Annotated in this window: 15 protein-coding genes; 9 read left to right on the top strand and 6 right to left on the bottom strand. The window is 42.5% G+C overall.

The window, feature by feature from the left end; translation table 11 throughout:
- The first annotated feature begins 269 nt into the window (after positions 1-269).
- From AC1DU2_RS25465 to AC1DU2_RS25450, 4 genes are all read left to right on the top strand, one after another.
- The gene (locus tag AC1DU2_RS25465; protein ID WP_477362352.1) at positions 270-1,091 is read left to right on the top strand and encodes an alpha/beta fold hydrolase; all 822 of its coding nucleotides are present in this window, start codon (positions 270-272) and stop codon (positions 1,089-1,091) included.
- A gap of 175 nt (positions 1,092-1,266) precedes the next feature.
- On the top strand, positions 1,267-1,668 hold the full coding sequence (locus AC1DU2_RS25460; RefSeq protein WP_477362354.1) for a response regulator: 402 nt from the start codon (positions 1,267-1,269) through the stop codon (positions 1,666-1,668).
- Between the two features lie 17 nt (positions 1,669-1,685).
- A complete protein-coding gene (locus tag AC1DU2_RS25455; RefSeq protein ID WP_477387878.1) occupies positions 1,686-2,045 on the top strand; it encodes a response regulator in 360 nt (119 codons plus the stop codon).
- Positions 2,046-2,160: 115 nt separating this feature from the next.
- Positions 2,161-2,352, top strand: a complete 192-nt coding sequence (locus AC1DU2_RS25450; protein ID WP_477387876.1) for a hypothetical protein — start codon at positions 2,161-2,163, stop codon at positions 2,350-2,352.
- A 152-nt stretch (positions 2,353-2,504) separates the two neighbouring features.
- Here the strand turns inward: AC1DU2_RS25450 and AC1DU2_RS25445 are convergent, their stop codons facing one another.
- From AC1DU2_RS25445 to AC1DU2_RS25430, 4 genes are all read right to left on the bottom strand, one after another.
- Positions 2,505-3,239 carry a WecB/TagA/CpsF family glycosyltransferase gene (locus tag AC1DU2_RS25445; protein ID WP_477387874.1) on the bottom strand — a complete coding sequence of 245 codons (735 nt, stop codon included), beginning with the start codon at positions 3,237-3,239 and terminating at the stop codon, positions 2,505-2,507.
- A 79-nt stretch (positions 3,240-3,318) separates the two neighbouring features.
- Entirely contained in the window at positions 3,319-5,970 is a 2,652-nt protein-coding gene (gene ppsA / locus AC1DU2_RS25440; RefSeq protein ID WP_477387872.1) for a phosphoenolpyruvate synthase, read from the bottom strand.
- Positions 5,971-6,127: 157 nt separating this feature from the next.
- A complete protein-coding gene (locus tag AC1DU2_RS25435) occupies positions 6,128-6,910 on the bottom strand; it encodes a hypothetical protein (protein ID WP_477387870.1) in 783 nt (260 codons plus the stop codon).
- A gap of 156 nt (positions 6,911-7,066) precedes the next feature.
- A complete protein-coding gene (locus AC1DU2_RS25430; protein WP_477387868.1) occupies positions 7,067-8,449 on the bottom strand; it encodes a right-handed parallel beta-helix repeat-containing protein in 1,383 nt (460 codons plus the stop codon).
- Between the two features lie 259 nt (positions 8,450-8,708).
- On the opposite strand from AC1DU2_RS25430, the gene AC1DU2_RS25425 reads away from it, so the two are divergent.
- The 4 genes from AC1DU2_RS25425 (at position 8,709) to AC1DU2_RS25410 (ending at position 13,677) form a co-directional block, all read left to right on the top strand.
- On the top strand, positions 8,709-9,977 hold the full coding sequence (locus tag AC1DU2_RS25425) for an Hsp70 family protein (RefSeq protein ID WP_477387866.1): 1,269 nt from the start codon (positions 8,709-8,711) through the stop codon (positions 9,975-9,977).
- A gap of 129 nt (positions 9,978-10,106) precedes the next feature.
- Entirely contained in the window at positions 10,107-10,571 is a 465-nt protein-coding gene (locus AC1DU2_RS25420) for a hypothetical protein (RefSeq protein ID WP_477387864.1), read from the top strand.
- 464 nt (positions 10,572-11,035) lie between these two features.
- Complete coding sequence (locus tag AC1DU2_RS25415; RefSeq protein ID WP_477362371.1) at positions 11,036-11,773, top strand: 3'-5' exonuclease; 738 nt, start codon at positions 11,036-11,038, stop codon at positions 11,771-11,773.
- Positions 11,770-13,677, top strand: coding sequence for a DUF294 nucleotidyltransferase-like domain-containing protein (locus AC1DU2_RS25410; protein WP_477387862.1), 1,908 nt, complete (start codon positions 11,770-11,772; stop codon positions 13,675-13,677). The genes AC1DU2_RS25415 and AC1DU2_RS25410 overlap by 4 nt, the downstream gene beginning before the upstream one ends.
- A 328-nt stretch (positions 13,678-14,005) precedes the next feature.
- Here AC1DU2_RS25410 and AC1DU2_RS25405 read toward each other — a convergent pair whose 3' ends face one another.
- The gene (locus AC1DU2_RS25405) at positions 14,006-14,569 is read right to left on the bottom strand and encodes a thioredoxin family protein (protein ID WP_477387860.1); all 564 of its coding nucleotides are present in this window, start codon (positions 14,567-14,569) and stop codon (positions 14,006-14,008) included.
- A gap of 219 nt (positions 14,570-14,788) precedes the next feature.
- Between AC1DU2_RS25405 and AC1DU2_RS25400 the strand changes: the two genes are divergently transcribed.
- Positions 14,789-15,346 carry a DoxX family membrane protein gene (locus AC1DU2_RS25400; protein ID WP_477368229.1) on the top strand — a complete coding sequence of 186 codons (558 nt, stop codon included), beginning with the start codon at positions 14,789-14,791 and terminating at the stop codon, positions 15,344-15,346.
- A gap of 55 nt (positions 15,347-15,401) precedes the next feature.
- Here the strand turns inward: AC1DU2_RS25400 and AC1DU2_RS25395 are convergent, their stop codons facing one another.
- Complete coding sequence (locus AC1DU2_RS25395; protein WP_477387858.1) at positions 15,402-16,034, bottom strand: MarR family winged helix-turn-helix transcriptional regulator; 633 nt, start codon at positions 16,032-16,034, stop codon at positions 15,402-15,404.
- Positions 16,035-16,107: the final 73 nt, after the last annotated feature.

Genomic DNA, 16,107 nt, shown 5'->3' with positions numbered 1-16,107 from the left:
GGTTATGATGGTATTTGTTAAATATTTTTAATAAAAATCGACAATAGATTTACGCATTATACCCGTTAAAATACGGTATTTACGTAGGTAGTTTTACGTATTTTTGAATGGCGAGGGCGGGGCTACCGGGTCAAAATACTTCCGCTGAAGACTACTTATAAAATTTTGCATTGAAATGATCATTTCTTAATCTATATCAAGTGCGGCTGAACCCAAAAAGCTGCACATTTGTATCACAAAACAAATACATTACTTAAAAATTGAAAAACATGAGCACTATCACCACAAAAGACGGAACCGAAATTTATTACAAAGACTGGGGTACAGGAAAACCGCTGGTATTTCATCATGGCTGGCCATTATCTGGCGATGACTGGGACGCACAGATGATGTTTTTCCTGAAAAARGGTTACCGGGTAATTGCCCATGACCGCCGCGGTCACGGCAGATCAAGCCAAACTGCCAACGGACACGATATGGACACCTATGCAGCCGATGTAGCCGCACTTACCGAAGCATTGGATTTGAAAGATGCCGTACACATAGGCCACTCAACTGGCGGTGGCGAAGCTATCCATTACGCTGCCAACCTTGGCAAAAGCCGTGTGGCCAAAGTTGTGCTCATCAGTGCAGTTACGCCCCTGATGGTTCAAACAGAAAACAATCCTGAAGGTGTGCCGATGGCTATATTTGACGAGATACGCCAGGGCACAGCATTTAACCGCGCCCAATATTTTAAAGATTTTACCGTACCCTTTTATGGCTATAACCGCGAAGGCGCAACCATAAAACCGGGCATACAAGACAATTGGTGGCGCCAGGGCATGATGGGCGGCGTAAAAGCACAGCACGACGGTATTAAAGCCTTCTCGGAAACTGATTTTACCGAAGACCTTAAAAGCGTAGATATCCCGGTTTTGGTTTTGCATGGCGAAGACGACCAGATTGTTCCATTCCCTATCTCGGGCGCGAAGGCTGCTAAACTATTAAAAAACGGTACCTTGATATCTTACCCGGGTTTCCCGCATGGCATGCCGGCTACCGAAGCCGACACCATTAATAAAGACCTTTTGGCTTTTATTGAAGCTTAAGCAAACATTTTTCAGGTATTAAAGCTGTCCTTTAAACGGGGGCGGCTTTTTTTTTGCCCTTAATTATTACCCGGGGATGGGTTACCCCAAAGGCTATTTCGATTTCGCCAAAGAACAACAATTATCTTTTTAAAACATATTACCTGATTAGGCGTTTAAAAATCCAATGGATAATATGGATACAACCCCCAAAATCATGGTTATTGATGATGGAGAGCTCGACAGCATTATTTTTAAACTGGTGGTAAAAAGGGTTTTACATAACTCCAATATTGAAAGTTGCAATAGCGGATTGACAGCTATAAACAGGCTGAAGTTTTTAGTAGACGAACACCCCAACGAACTGCCCGACTATATTTTCCTTGATATTATGATGCCTTTGATGGACGGTTGGCAGTTTTTAAATGAGTATAAAAAGCTAAATATCGACCCGCTTTATAAAAGTAAAATTTATATGTTATCGTCGTCTATTGATCGCGATAACATTTTAAAATCATTGAGTAACCCCTGGGTAGAGGCCTATTTGGCCAAGCCCATAGATGTACACACTTTAAAATCAATTTTTCAGGCCAACTAAGGCCGCAGTAATTTGCAATGGCTAAACAAATACTTATAATAGAAGATGACGACGATATCCGCAGCGTATTGGAAACTGCGTTGATTTTATACGATTTTGATGTTCAAGGCGTAGACAGGACGGATGATATTATCGAACTAATCAAAATTCACGGCCCCGACCTGGTATTAACCGATTATATGATGCCTGGGTTAAACGGCGGCCAGATTTGTAAATTGATTAAAAGCAATAAGGATACCAGTCATATCCCCGTTATTCTAATGTCGGCATACCACAAATCGGCAATTGATTTAGTCAATTTTAATTATGATGCTTATATGCCTAAGCCCTTCGACGTAAATAAGCTGGTGTTAACGATAAATAAATTATTAAACTGAAAATGATGCGGGCACCATTTAATGGTAGCTGACCTGTTTTATTAACAATTATTTTCATGGCAACCTTTATGTTATAACCACCGTATAAATTACGGTGTCTTATTATAACTGTACCATGAACAATAAAAAATTCGGCCTGTTACTATCAGTTGTTAATGTGCTAAGTGTAATTACACTTGAAAAATACTGGAAACGGGGTTTTAAAATTACGTTCAAAAAAAATCAGGCGCAAGCTGCTGCAACGGTAGTCCCCATGTCGTCACCATCTGCCGCCCCCCTTAAAAGCCCGCTTTCTGTAGTAGCATAACCTGTTGCTTTTGTTAGCAACTTTATTATCATAAATAAAGTTTTAAACGGCCTACACAAAAACATGAGGCAAAAAACAACCAACTTTTCCCGATAGGAGAATCATATACCCCCAAGAGAGAATATACGCCGGAAAACGAAATTGATTTACTTTCAGGATTTATATTTTAAATTAAAAGTTTGTTTAACCATACGGCGGGCCATAAGGTAACAAAAGGCAGGGTATGTTTTCATGGAGCGCGAAAAAAAGCCACCTTCCTTATAACTGCGATAGAAAAACCGTAAATTAAGCTTGCTTATAAAATTAGGGTAAAAATTAATTTCGTTTTTGCTTTGATGTAAAAAGCCACCGCAGGTATAAATAGCGCCGTCAAATCCCCTTGCTCGTAAATTCAACGCCATAGTTTCCTGCAAAATAACGCCCATCCCAACAAAAACAATATCTGGATTTAAGCTTACTATGTTATCAATAACACTCCACCTGTCGGCATAGGTATCAAAATACCCGTTTCGGTAGCCTGCTATGGGCAGCAAAGGGTATTCTTTTTTAAACGTTTTAACGGTGTCGGTAATGCTTTCCTCATCGGCGCCTAAAAAATATACACTTAGTTGATCTTTTACAGCTATATCAAAAACAAATGGTGCCACAGAAGTCATGTCGCACGAAAAACGTTTTATTTTAAAAGGCGTTGCTTTAAATAAATTTAAAATAAGCACTATTAATATCCCGTCGGGCGCTATCCAGTCAAACTTTTCGAACAATTCAGGGGCATTAAAGGCTAACTTATAGGAATGCGGGTTTAAAAAAGTTATCAACTTTTTCCCTCTCGGGTCAAACTCATCCATCGAATCGGGGATTTTCGAGGTAAAAATATTATATATATCCATTAATAAATTAATATTATTTAATAATGACTGGCAAAAACAGCGCCACAAATTAGTTATCATGAGTTGCCAGGGTCTGCGTTTAAAGCACCTCTATATACCCTTCTGTTCCGTTTACCCTAATGCGTTGCCCATCTTTGATGAGTTTGGTAGCCTGTTCCACCCCTACCACTGCGGGCAGGCCATACTCGCGTGCTATAACAGCGCCATGGGTCATCAGGCCACCAACTTCGGTTACAAGGCCTTTGATGGATACAAATAGCGGTGTCCAGCTGGGGTCGGTAAATGTGGTCACCAATATATCGCCATCTTCCAGGCTGGCGCTTTCCATCTCCAAAATAACGCGTGCGCGTCCTTCTATAATTCCCGAAGATACTGCCAGGCCGGCAATGGCGCCGGCCGGGAGGTTTTCCCTGTTGTACTTCCCTGTAATAATCTCGCCATCAGAAGTGATAACACGTGGCGGGCTTAGTTTTTCATTTATTTTATGCTCCTCTTTTCGTTTGCCAATTAGTTGGCAATCTAATTTATTGGTGCGTACCACTTCGCGCAGCTCCTGGAAAGTAAGATAGTAGATATCTTCTTTGTCATGAATTACCCCCGCTTGTACCAATTTTTCGGCCTCCTTCATTAAAGCCTGCTTATAAACAAAGGAACGGCTGATTATCCCGTATTTTGGATACTCGCGATAACCTGCAAAATTGYGGAGCAGGCTAATCATTTGTTTTGTCTCATAGGCTTTCTGGTCGCCATCCGGTAATTGCTTTAACCTCTCTAATATTTCTGCTTCTTTTTTTAAAGCCTCCTGCCGTCCCTGCTCAAACTTCCGGCTGCCTGCCCCTGGCTCAAAGTTTTTGATATTACCGAGCATTATAGGGATAAGTATGCCCGGTTTTTCGCTCCAGCGGGCTTTGGTAATATCAATTTCGCCGGCGCAGCGCATGCCATATTTGTCCAGGTAAGCATCAATAGCCTCCCGGGTTTCCCTTCCGCCATCAAACTTAATCAGTTCATCCAAAAAGTTATCATCCTTTGCCTGTTGTAAATATTCAATAACCTGGGGATAAGGCCGTATCACGTCTGCTACGTTCAATAGCTCCAGCCCCATTTCTGATGTAATATTGTTTGGTGCCGATTGGGCAAGCGTATCGGCCGCGTTTTTTTCGCCTAACCATTTTTTGATCTTCTCGTTAATCCACCATAAGGCATCCATAGAGGCCATAATTGCACCCCTATTTTGTGGGGCGAACAAATTCTTTTTTGCCTGCTGATCATCCTGCATAATAAAATCAAACAAGTCCGGTCCTGATATTGCCTGGATGTTCTGTTTTAGCTCTTTTACCGATAGCTGGTTATTTTTAATCAAATCAGCAACAATCGCCGGGTCATTTTTAACTTGTGCCTGGATATCTGCAAACGATTTGCCTGTACTGTTTATAATAGCAGCCGGTTCCTGTTTATCATTTGGCGACGATTTTATGAAATCGCCCCGCTCTACAATGGTAATCAGCGCGTCTTTAATCAGTGGATCGTGTGCGTCCATGGCATCTATTATCATTTTTTGGCCGGCGGGGGTGCCCAGGTTTTCCGTAATATCCACAAACAATCTTCCGGCGGCTTTAAACATCGGCCGAAAGGCTGTTAACTGCCATAGCGACAACCCTAGCGGTTTCATAGCATCCGTCATCATTTGCTGATGGCCGACAGATACATAGACGTGATTTTCCAGGTCATTCCCTTCGGGGATTGGGTATAGCGTGGTAATTGGCCGGCTTTGCACAATATAAAATCCATCCTCGGCCAAACACCATTCAATATCCTGCGGGCAGCCAAAATGCTCTTCTATCCTTCTGCCGACGCGTTCCAGTTGTAAAATTTGTTCATCTGTCAACGTCTGACTATTCTGTATTTCGGGTGCTATCTCCTGTTCCCGCGTACCGCCACCATTTAAGGCATACGTAGCCAGTTTCTTTGCCGGGATTTTTTTATCGATAATCCCGCCATTGCATACTTTGTAATTATCTGCATTTACCAGGCCGGCAACCATGGCCTCACCAAGGCCGAAACCGGCATCAATGGATAAAACCTTCCTATTACCGGTAATAGGGTCGGCGGTAAACATAATCCCTGCCGCCTGTGGAAAAACCATTTGCTGAACAACCACCGCCAGCTGCACTTTACGATGATCGAAACCGTTTTGGATACGGTAAATTACCGCCCTATCTGTAAACAGCGATGCCCAGCATTTGCTAATGTGCTTTAGGATTGCCTGCCCACCGGTAATATTCAAATACGTATCCTGCTGACCTGCAAAGGATGTTGTTGGCAGGTCTTCCGCAGTAGCGCTCGAGCGTACTGCAAAGGCATCCTTTTTGCCAAACTTTGACAGGTGCTCCGCAATTTCGTGTGCTATATCCCCGGGAATAGCTACCCCTTCTATAACCGCGCGGATCTTCGTGCACACAGTGCCGATACTTTCACGTTCATCCGCCTTAAAACGTGTTAATTCATCCAGCAAGCTGTTAAGCTCCGGATTATTCCCGGTTATTTTTTTATAAGCTTGGGTGGTAATGCAAAAACCGCCGGGCACCTGTATTTCCTCAATCCGCCAAAGTTCGCCCAGGTTGGCACCCTTGCCCCCCGCAAACATGAGCATCGACCTGTCCAACTCCCGGAAACTAAGTACATATCTGGATGATTTTTTTGCCGGGCTGAGTTTGTTTTCAGGCATCATATTGGATGTATTTTTGGTATATGCAGCCAAAAATAGAAGCTATAACCTATCAAAATGCCGTTTTTAAACTATATTTTTTCGAGCGCAATAATCATTAAAACAGGGCGTTATCCTTACAAACAATGGGATTGTGAGGCGTTAAAAAACACCCTGTATTTTAATTTTTACCGGCTGTTTTATAAACTATTCTCCCGATGTAAAAGCAAACAGGGACAAGCCATATTTTAGGCGAATTGCTGAACCTTTCTGTTTGAGATGTTTGCCCGTCTAAAAGTACATAAAGTCCACCTATCACCACCACGCTAACAAATACAATAAACGCAGGTTTTAAGTTTGACAGGATAAACCCTTGTTTCGGCCCGGCATGCTGCTGGTTTGAATATCTATCCAACGGTGTATGATCATCAGGAGTTATCTTTATATACTCAATTTGAGTTGCCTCGTTTGCATCGCCTTGGGCAGGCACATTTGACCAGCTTTCAGGATCATCAATAGAATATGCTTTGTAAGTGCCCAAAAAGTCCAATATCCTTACTTCTGCTTCGTGCTGGGCAGGCATCATAAATTTTTCGTCAAACTCGTCATCCAATTGATCGATTGAACCCCGTTCATACGAATCAAGAACCCGCCAGCTGTTAATCGTGTTCATGGTTTCTATGGCTTTCCGGGCATCTAAAAGGCGGTTATTTAGCTTGTGGAATAATAAACCTAACAAAACCCTCGCAGCAGATGCCTCTGGCGTAGGTTTAATTTTGCTGTCTATCAGATCGATTAGCTTAGCCATGGTAGTTGCTCCCGAAAGCTCAATAAAAAAATAGCTGGGATGGCTGGTTGTTATTCCATGGCCCCATTTAACAACATCTGCTACTGACACCAGGTTCAATGGCAGGCCACAATGAAATACAATTAGCTGAGGCTGATATGCTTTAAGCGAGGGCATTGTGAATGATTTTGGATTGTAATTTAGCAATATTTGAGATTGGATGGAGGTATGAGGAATCAACATTTTTTGGATAATCATGTCCCCAATACGCCCTGTTATTATTGAGTACAGATCCAAACCATAAATTGCAAGTTCACGGGCAAACTATCAACCTCAATACTCCGTAGCCCCAATATCAAAAGTTACACCTGAGGGCCGCTTGGCACCGTAATAATCAAAGCTTACGCCGTATGATGAAACGTTTGCCCCCGTATTGATAAGCGGCGACGACGACGACAGATGAAAATCGCCGCCGGTATAATTTACAAATTCGCACGCGCTTACATCAGTACCTATATAATTGTTTGAGGCTGTAAGCTTAACACTGCTGTTTTTTCTGATTATTGGCAACACCGATGCCGACTGTATAATCACGTTATTGATAACCGTGTTCATCGGGATAATTTCGGAGTTTAATTTGATTCCTCCCAACTCCGAAGCGATGATGGTATTATTAATAAATTGAAAATCAGGTCCCGGAGTATACCTGGAATCGGCAAAAATACCATACGATTTTGCGTTAAGAATGTAGTTATTAAAAACCACGTTGTCGCCAAGGCCCAAAACAATGATACCATTGCCGGGTGCATTTCTGATTACGTTATTATAACATTTCCCCCCGGTGCCTTCCCCTATCTGGATGCCGTTATTCTGATAAGCCGAAAATGGGCTCACCCCTGGATTTTTAACCGTGTTGCTATATATTTCACACCCTGCAATAGCGCTACCAACCTGTATACCTTCGCTACCGGTAGAATCGGTAAGGTTTTGGTACACCTTAAGGTTTACCACATCATGAGGCAAAACCTTACCACATGAAATTGAAACACCATTGGCGTAGAAGGAATTTCCTATATATAATCCCTCGCCACCCGTTTTATGAACATAATTGTCATGAATACTAACATTTTTCATAGTAAAGTGGCCACGCCAGGTGGCAGCATCGCACGATGGATCGGTTTTTGCCATAATACCCGCGAACCCGCTATTCCGTACTTCAACATTCGCTATCTCAAAATCGGTGCTCAAGCCATCCATAGTCATCCCAATGTTGCCGCCGTTTACATCAAACCCATAGGTAATACCGGGATCTCCGTTTCCAAGCACTTTAAAATACTGAGAATTTTGTGTTTTAAAAGCGTATGAAGCGGTAACAGCTGTAGAAAAGGTTACTTTACCACCTTTGTTGATAATGATAACAGGGGCCTCTGCCGTTCCTTTGATATTTTTAAGCAGTAAGGCGCCCCTTGTTCCAGCGGGTATATATATAGTAGCCCCCGCAGGTATTTTAGTGCCGTCAACCATCCATTCGTTAGGTTGCACCGTATACGTGTAATTAGAAACTACCTCCACTGCTGAACTTAACTTAATACTATCCTTGCCTGGAGGCGCCAAAACCGGTCTTTCTATGTTATTTATGATCTTGGTACACATCGTAAAAGACGATATAACCATTGCGACGGCTAAAAAGCGAATAGGGTAATTTTTATTTTTCATATGCAAACTGTAACCAGGCCACCAGGCATTTCTTGAAAACCAATGTTGTAAATCGTAATATTTTTCAAACTGTACGGGCCATAATTCCGGTTTTTATACGGCGCTTGTGATAAATTGGTTATCCAGGTTTTTTATGCTGAATGGCGGGCATCATGCATAACCATGCAAATGATATTTCATGGGGTATCAATTTCGTTGCTAAACTATTTTTTTATATTTTCGCCGCCCTTTAAATTTTTACTGCTTTACCTGTATTGCTATGAATAAGTTTTTATACGGAATTGATTTTGGAACAACCAATTCGGCTTTGGCTATTTATGATCAGGAAACCAAAAAAATTCATGATACCATCATCATCCCATCGCTCATTTATTTCTATAGCCAACCAGGTTTAGGGGATGTAAAAAACTACGTAGTAGGCGACGAAGCCATTACGGCTTACCTGAATGATGGAATGAAAGGGCGGTTCATCAAATCGGTTAAGCAAATCTTATCAAGGAGCAGCTTCACCGAAACCCGCATTCAAAACAAAAGGTTCAACGCATCTGACCTTGTGGCTATTATTTTAAAGGAACTGAAAGAACGGGCAGATGAACTGACCGGGGAGGATTGCCGCACAGCGGTAATTGGCCGACCGGTGTTTTTTGATGACGACGACGTGCAAAAAGACACCCTGGCGCAAACCAGGCTGAGCAAGGCCGCAGCAATTGCGGGTTTTACGAATGTCCGCTTTCAGTTTGAGCCGATAGGCGCTGCTTTTGCCTACGAGAAAACGCTGGCAAAAAAAGAAAATGTATTGGTGGCAGATTTGGGCGGGGGTACAACAGATTTTACCTATCTGGTGCTCGACCCGGAAAAAGTTGGCAGCAAAAACCGCAAGGACGATATGATAGCCAACGGTGGTATTTATGTTGGCGGCGATAGCCTGGATTCGGCTTTTATGTGGGATATAGGAACGCCATATTTTGGCAAGCATACGCAATATGAAGCCACACCCGGTAAAGTGTTAACCGTTCCCAATTCGCTTTTTGCAAACATTTGTTCATGGGAGCAGATGAACTTTTTTAATGGCCCCCGCATTAAAAAAGATATAGAAGATTACTACTATTTTTCGGGCAACAACCGGAAATTTAAAAACCTGATAACGCTTATAGACAATAACCTGGGTTACTCGGTATTTCAGGCTATCGAAAAAGCAAAAATTGAACTTTCAAACGCAGATACATCCGCGTTTAGTTACCATAACATGGATATTGATATTGATGAAGAAATATCACTTACTGATTACGAACAAATTATAGCCAAAGATGTGGATCGGATTGCCGGGTACCTGGATCTATTCATGCAACAAAACAACATCGATCCTGAAAATATTGATAGTTTGTTTTTAACAGGCGGCACATCGCTGGTAGGCAGTATTCAAAAGCTGTTTAAAAACAGGTTTCCGCATGTTAACCTCAACTCGGGCGATAATTTTAAGAGTGTAGCTACAGGTTTGGCGTATAGCGGTTATCTGTTTGGGGAGTAGGTTTAGTAAGCATAGCGCTGGTCATATATATTCTGTTTTCCTAGCTAAATCCGGGTAAATCATTATATTTAAAACCACATCCTATCCGGAGATGGAATATTGATTAAAATGCCCGTGAACTAACCTGCCATGAACAATTACGATATCCAATCAAAAGATTTTGCTTTATCCCCACAGGGCGTTCACCTGCTGCGCAACCGGTTCAATTACAAAACCATCAATTATTACGACATCCACAAAGCCACCTTCGCCAGGGCTGTCGAAACAAAAAACGTAGCGCTTACCTTAATCGTCGGGGTATTATTTATTGCTTTCGCAGTGTACAACACCATAGGCGTATACCAAAACTTTTATGATCCTACCGTACACCGCATCTATATAGAATCAATAGCACTGCCGGTTTTGCCGGTACTGCTGGGCATATATTGCATTTATATAGCTGTAAAAAAAGTTCCATCGCTAATTATTGAGCTTGAAAACCAAAAACATAAGCTAAGTATTCAAGATATTTACAAGGCCGGCCAAATGCAGGGCCTGGAAATTTATTTAAAAGATAAACTAAAAGCAAGGTTTTACGATAGCCCTACGCCGTAAAAAAGCCAATTCCAGGCTCCTGACGGTCATTTTCAGCATGTCCTCCCGGTTGGCTATTCTAAGTAATCTTCTTAGCGCAAAAAAAGGACAACGTTTTTTTTATTAAAATATTTTACCTATATTGATTTTTTGTGTAACTTTATCATTACCAATTAATTAATACCATTGATAACTCTGATTTTAACCCTGCTGCTGCTAAGTGCTATAGTGTGCATAATTTCTGTGCGGACGCTTCCAAAAGATGAATAAGGGAGGGCAATAACGTGCGTATTAGTAATTAGGGCGTATTTCCTGATTCTATACCATATAAGCCAACCGCACCTATAAATGTCACTTTTGATCCTAATCCGGGTAGTCGCTCCCGCTAACTAAGGCTCAGCATATTATTAAACACCAGCATGACCAGCGGCTTTTCAAGCCGCCGCCATTTTATTCCCATCAACTTTTGCCGGAATTAATTACTTTTGAATACCAGTGCAAACAGCAATCCGGCAAACACCTTGAACGACTATTTTTTATTTATCGATACAGAAGCCTCGGGCCTGCCACTTAAGTGGAACCTGCCCTACAGTTCCGATGAAAACTGGCCACACGCGTTACAGGTTTCCTGGCTTATTTACGATAAACATCAAAAGCTGATCAAACAACAGGACCATTATATCCAAAGCGAAGGAATCGCCATTACTCCCGCAGCCCTGGCCATCCATCACCTGACACCGGAATTTTTAAAACTAAGCGGCAAAACCCGAACCGAAGTGATACAACTACTGGCAGCAGATGTGCAGGAATACAACCCCATGCTGATAGGCCATTTTATCCGGCTGGATTATTACCTGCTTGGTGCGGCATATTACCGTTCGGGCATAGCAAACCCGCTCGGTAACCTTCCTGTTTTTTGCACCATGGTTGCCACTACTCAACTGGTGCACAGTTCGCTTACGCGCCATTTACGACTGGAAGAACTGTACTATATGCTGTTTAATACAGATTTGCAAAACCAGCATAATGCACTATATGATGCCCAGGCTACAGCCGCTTGTTTTTTTGAATTGCGTAATCGCGGCGAAATATCTGATAAAAGCATCAGTCAGCAAATCCAGGATTTTGAGCAGCAGCGCGATCCTGCCCAACAACGAAAGGGCTGTTTATTGCCCGCATTAATGCTTATATTGTTAATGGCCATCATCATTTACAGCTTATGAACAACCGACTGGAGTTTTTGGCATCCATTACGCCTTTTAACGCCCTGCCCACCGAGGTACTGCAAGGCGTAGCCGAACAGTTGCAGGAAATAAGCTATCAAAAAGATGTGGTGATTTACCAGCAGGATATTACAATGATGAAAGGTGTTGATATTATTGTACGGGGTAGTTATGAATCTTTTTTTTATGATAGCACAGGCAATAAGCGTTTGATAGAAAACCACGAGCCCGGCTTTTGCTACGGCGGCGTTTCGGTATTACTAAACAGGAGGCGATCGTTACGAACAGTTGTTGCCAAAAAGGGAACGCTGGTTTATTTTTTGCACCGTAAAGATTTTCGCCTGCTGTGCAAAACCTACGAAGATTTCTTTTTGCATTTTACTGCCGAGTTTGGTAAACGGATGCAAAATGAGGAGTTTGTCCATTTTTTTAAGCAACCGGCATCGTTTGCCGAAAGCTATATCGCATCTGAGCAATTATACTCGCGCCGTGTAGAAAGCATTGAATACAGGCCTGTAATAGCCTGCCAGGGGCACACACCCATATACAAAGCAGCCCAGCTGATGGCTGCCCAAAAAACCAGCTGCCTTTTTATTTTGAACGATGAGCAAAAGATTGTTGGCTACGTAACCGATATTACACTGCGCGATAAAGTGATAGCCAGGCAATATGACACCGCCTGTGCTGTAAACCTTGTGATGGATACGCCAATAGTGAGCATTAGCGCAGATGCCTTTGTTTATGAGGCCTTGCTGATGATGTTCCAAACCAAAACCCGGTATATACTGATCCAAAAGGCGGGCGGGTATGTTGGATTTATCAGCCGAAATAAGCTATTAAGCGAACAGGCACAGTCGCCGATGGTATTTATACAATCGGTTAAGCTGGCGCTATCAACAGATGAGTTAAAACGCAAGTGGCAAAGCGTACCCCAATTTGTAACCCAGCTGTTGGGCCGCGGCGTGAACGCCGAAATTGTGAACCAGATTATAACCACCGTTGCCGATACCATTGCCCAAAAAGTAATTGAAAGCGTAATTGCCCAAATTGGGCCACCACCCGCCAAATTTGTATTTATGGTACTGGGTAGCGAAGGCCGTAAAGAGCAAACCTTTAAAACCGACCAGGACAACGCCATTATTTACGAAGATAAGGCCAATGAGCACCGCGAAGAGGTGCGTGCTTATTTCCTTGACCTGGCCAGTCGTGTATCAAACGATTTGAATAACATTGGTTTTGTATATTGCACAGGCGATTTTATGGCGCAAAACCCCAAATGGACCCACTCGCTATCGCACTGGAAACGCAATTACGATTACTGGATGGACGAATCTATCCCCGAAACGGTGATCAACTTTTCTACCTTTTTTGATTGCCGCAGCATTTATGGCGACAGCACCATTATGGATGAACTGCACCAATTTTTAGACGAGCGATTACAGCAGCCTTTAGAGAAGCTATTCTTCCACATGGCTAAAAACGCCCTGCAATATGAGCCGCCGTTAACGTTTTTCAATACCATCCGCACGTTTAAAAAAGATAGCAGGGAAGTGTTTGATATTAAAAGAACAATGAGCCCCATTGTTGACCTGGTACGGGTTTACGCCCTTAAAAACCGCGTTTTTGAAGTAAATACCGGCGAACGTTTGAAAGCGCTGAAGACAAAAGGAGTTTTCTCGGAATCGGAATATCACGAGCTGATTCAATCCTACTACTTCCTGATGAACCTACGGCTAAAAAAACAAACCGAACAAATCATCCAGGACCATACCGAACCCGATAACTATATCGATATCTCGCAACTATCAAAAATTGAACGGGTTACATTAAAAGAGATTTTCAAGATCATTGAAAACTTTCAATCAAAGATCAAGGTGTCATTTACGGGCGGGTTATTGAGTTAATTTGTAGCCCGGGACAAGTTGAAAAATGCCAGACTTCCCAAGTTTTAAAAACTTCGGAAGTCTTTCGATAGCTTATCATTCTTTTTTCAGGGTTTCGCAAAGTTCTACATGTTTCGGTTCAAAATAGATACCGACTTTGAACGCGGGCCACGACTCACCCCGGCTACGCTGCGCTGGCCGACCCTCTCTCCGGCTTACGCCGCAAAGAGGGTTGAGGAAAGAAAAACAATTTTTTAGCCCCTCTATGCGACGCAGTCGGAGAGAGAGGCAGACGCCCCGATATCTATCGGGGTCGTCGGGGTGAGTCGTCTCCGCCATGCGATATACGTCATTCCCCAATAGCCTTAAAAATAACAACCAATTCCTGCTGCAAACTCACGCCCTTATCAGCATTGTACCATTGTTGCAAAGCTATCTTTTGCTGCTCCATAACAACATGGTCTTTCACCAGTTGCTCGTACAACAGCTGGCAACCGGCTGGTCGTGGGCCCCAAACGGCAAGGTTTGTATTTTCAGCATCGGCAATAATCAGTTTGGGTATTGATTTGCTGCCCCTGGTGAGGTAACTGTTTATTAAAAATGGCTCGCTATCCCTTAATTGATAGTCAACTTTTATTAACGGATTTAAAGCCGATAACCGCTGAATAAAAGGCAAACTGTGGGATGCATCGCCACACCATGGCTCGGTAATAATAGTCCAGTTTTGTTTGGTGCTGATACTTGTAATCAGTTCAACTAATTCTTCATTCAGCACACCCACCTTCAGCCACCGCTCCTGCCTCGACCAATTTAGCCGGGTATAATTCAGGTAATGCGGGTCATCATAAGGAAACCTGGGATTGGTATCCGTTAAAATATCCTGAAAAAGTTGCTGATAGGCTATAAAGTCCATAAGGTGATAGTTAAAAAAGCCAATAAAGCTAAGTTAAATAACATATCCCATTTTTCATCAGATACGACAGCTCATTAAAGACAGTTGTTAAAACTTTACTTAAAAAGGATCTGTAAAACTCATTTAAATCGACTTGCTTTCCGTTTAGTTTATTGACTGTTTATTTGCATCTTTAGCCACAGCATTCCAGTAAAGGCGTTAATGAGGCTTTAAATAATAATGAGAAATAACCGGGTAATTAGTTTGATCATATCGCAGGAAAAGAAGTTGGCAGCGTGGAAAGCTCAAAATGGCTTAAACATTTTACGGATATCATTAGGCCTGATATTTATATGGTTCGGCTTGCTTAAATTTTTTCCGGGAGTAAGCCCAGCCGAGGGCATTGCCGGCAAAACTATTTACACACTAACATTTGGGTTGGTTAAACCTCAAATTTCGTTACCATTACTGGCCATGTGGGAGTGTACTATTGGCTTTGGACTGGTATTTAAAAAATGGTTGCGCCTTACACTGTTATTGTTGTATTTTCAAATGGCAGGTACGTTTTTACCTTTATTTTTCTTCCCTCATGAAACCTTTGGCGCATCTGTATTTATACCCACTTTGCTGGGTCAATACATTATTAAAAATATTGTGCTGGTATCGGCCGCCATTGTAATTGGCGCGGCGGCAAAAGGCAGTCTCATAACTACGCAATATGAAAAAGCCGCCTTGCCGGCCCCACAAAAGCTAAACGCAGAATACCGCAAAAAGGCCAGGGAAACAGAACTGGTTTAAAACCAAGACTTATCACAGACACTTCGCCAAAACGCTTCCAATAGATAAAAACGGCTTACCTGATATTTTCAAGGTAAATATCATCAAACGACTTATTACGCTGTTTTTGAAACAGGCCGGAGAAACGGCGGTCAATCGGGCTAAGCAGCTGGATGCATAACCGCTTTTGCTCGTCGGTCAGTTCATTAACCATCATTCGGGCTACCTTCAGCACAACTTCTTTGGCAGTTAATAAAGTGGCCTCGCCTTTGGCGGTTAGTTTAAGGCGTTTTACCCGTTTATCCTGCTCATCGTCGTACTCGCTCACCAAACCCCGTTTTTTTAGCCTGATCAGCATATTACTGCCGCTGGATAATTCCATAATGTTATTGTATATGGCTTCTGATTTTATAGGGTTCTTTTGGTTATAAATAGTTACCAGTATCCCAAATTCTTCCATCTGGTCAAGCCCGGTACCCTCAAGCGCTTTGTTTGAATAAGCGATATGGAATTTACCAATCCGGCGCAACAGGATCACCAGCTGGCCGTTCAGGTCGGGGCGCAGGTCGCCCTTTGGCGTACTGTTGCTTTCGGGCTTAACATTTTGGGCCAGCTGGTACCGGCAAAAATCTTCAATACTGGCCCCGGGATGCTGCGCTTCGTAAGCGCCCCAGCGCTTCACTAATTCTACTGTTTGATTTACTACCATTTGGAAGCAAAATTATAAAAAAATGACAAAAGTTATTTGTTACATACTACCATATGGTATAATATTGTATATT

This window comes from Mucilaginibacter sp. P4_C11, from assembly GCF_056402115.1.
This window is presented reverse-complemented; position numbering and strand designations above follow the sequence as displayed.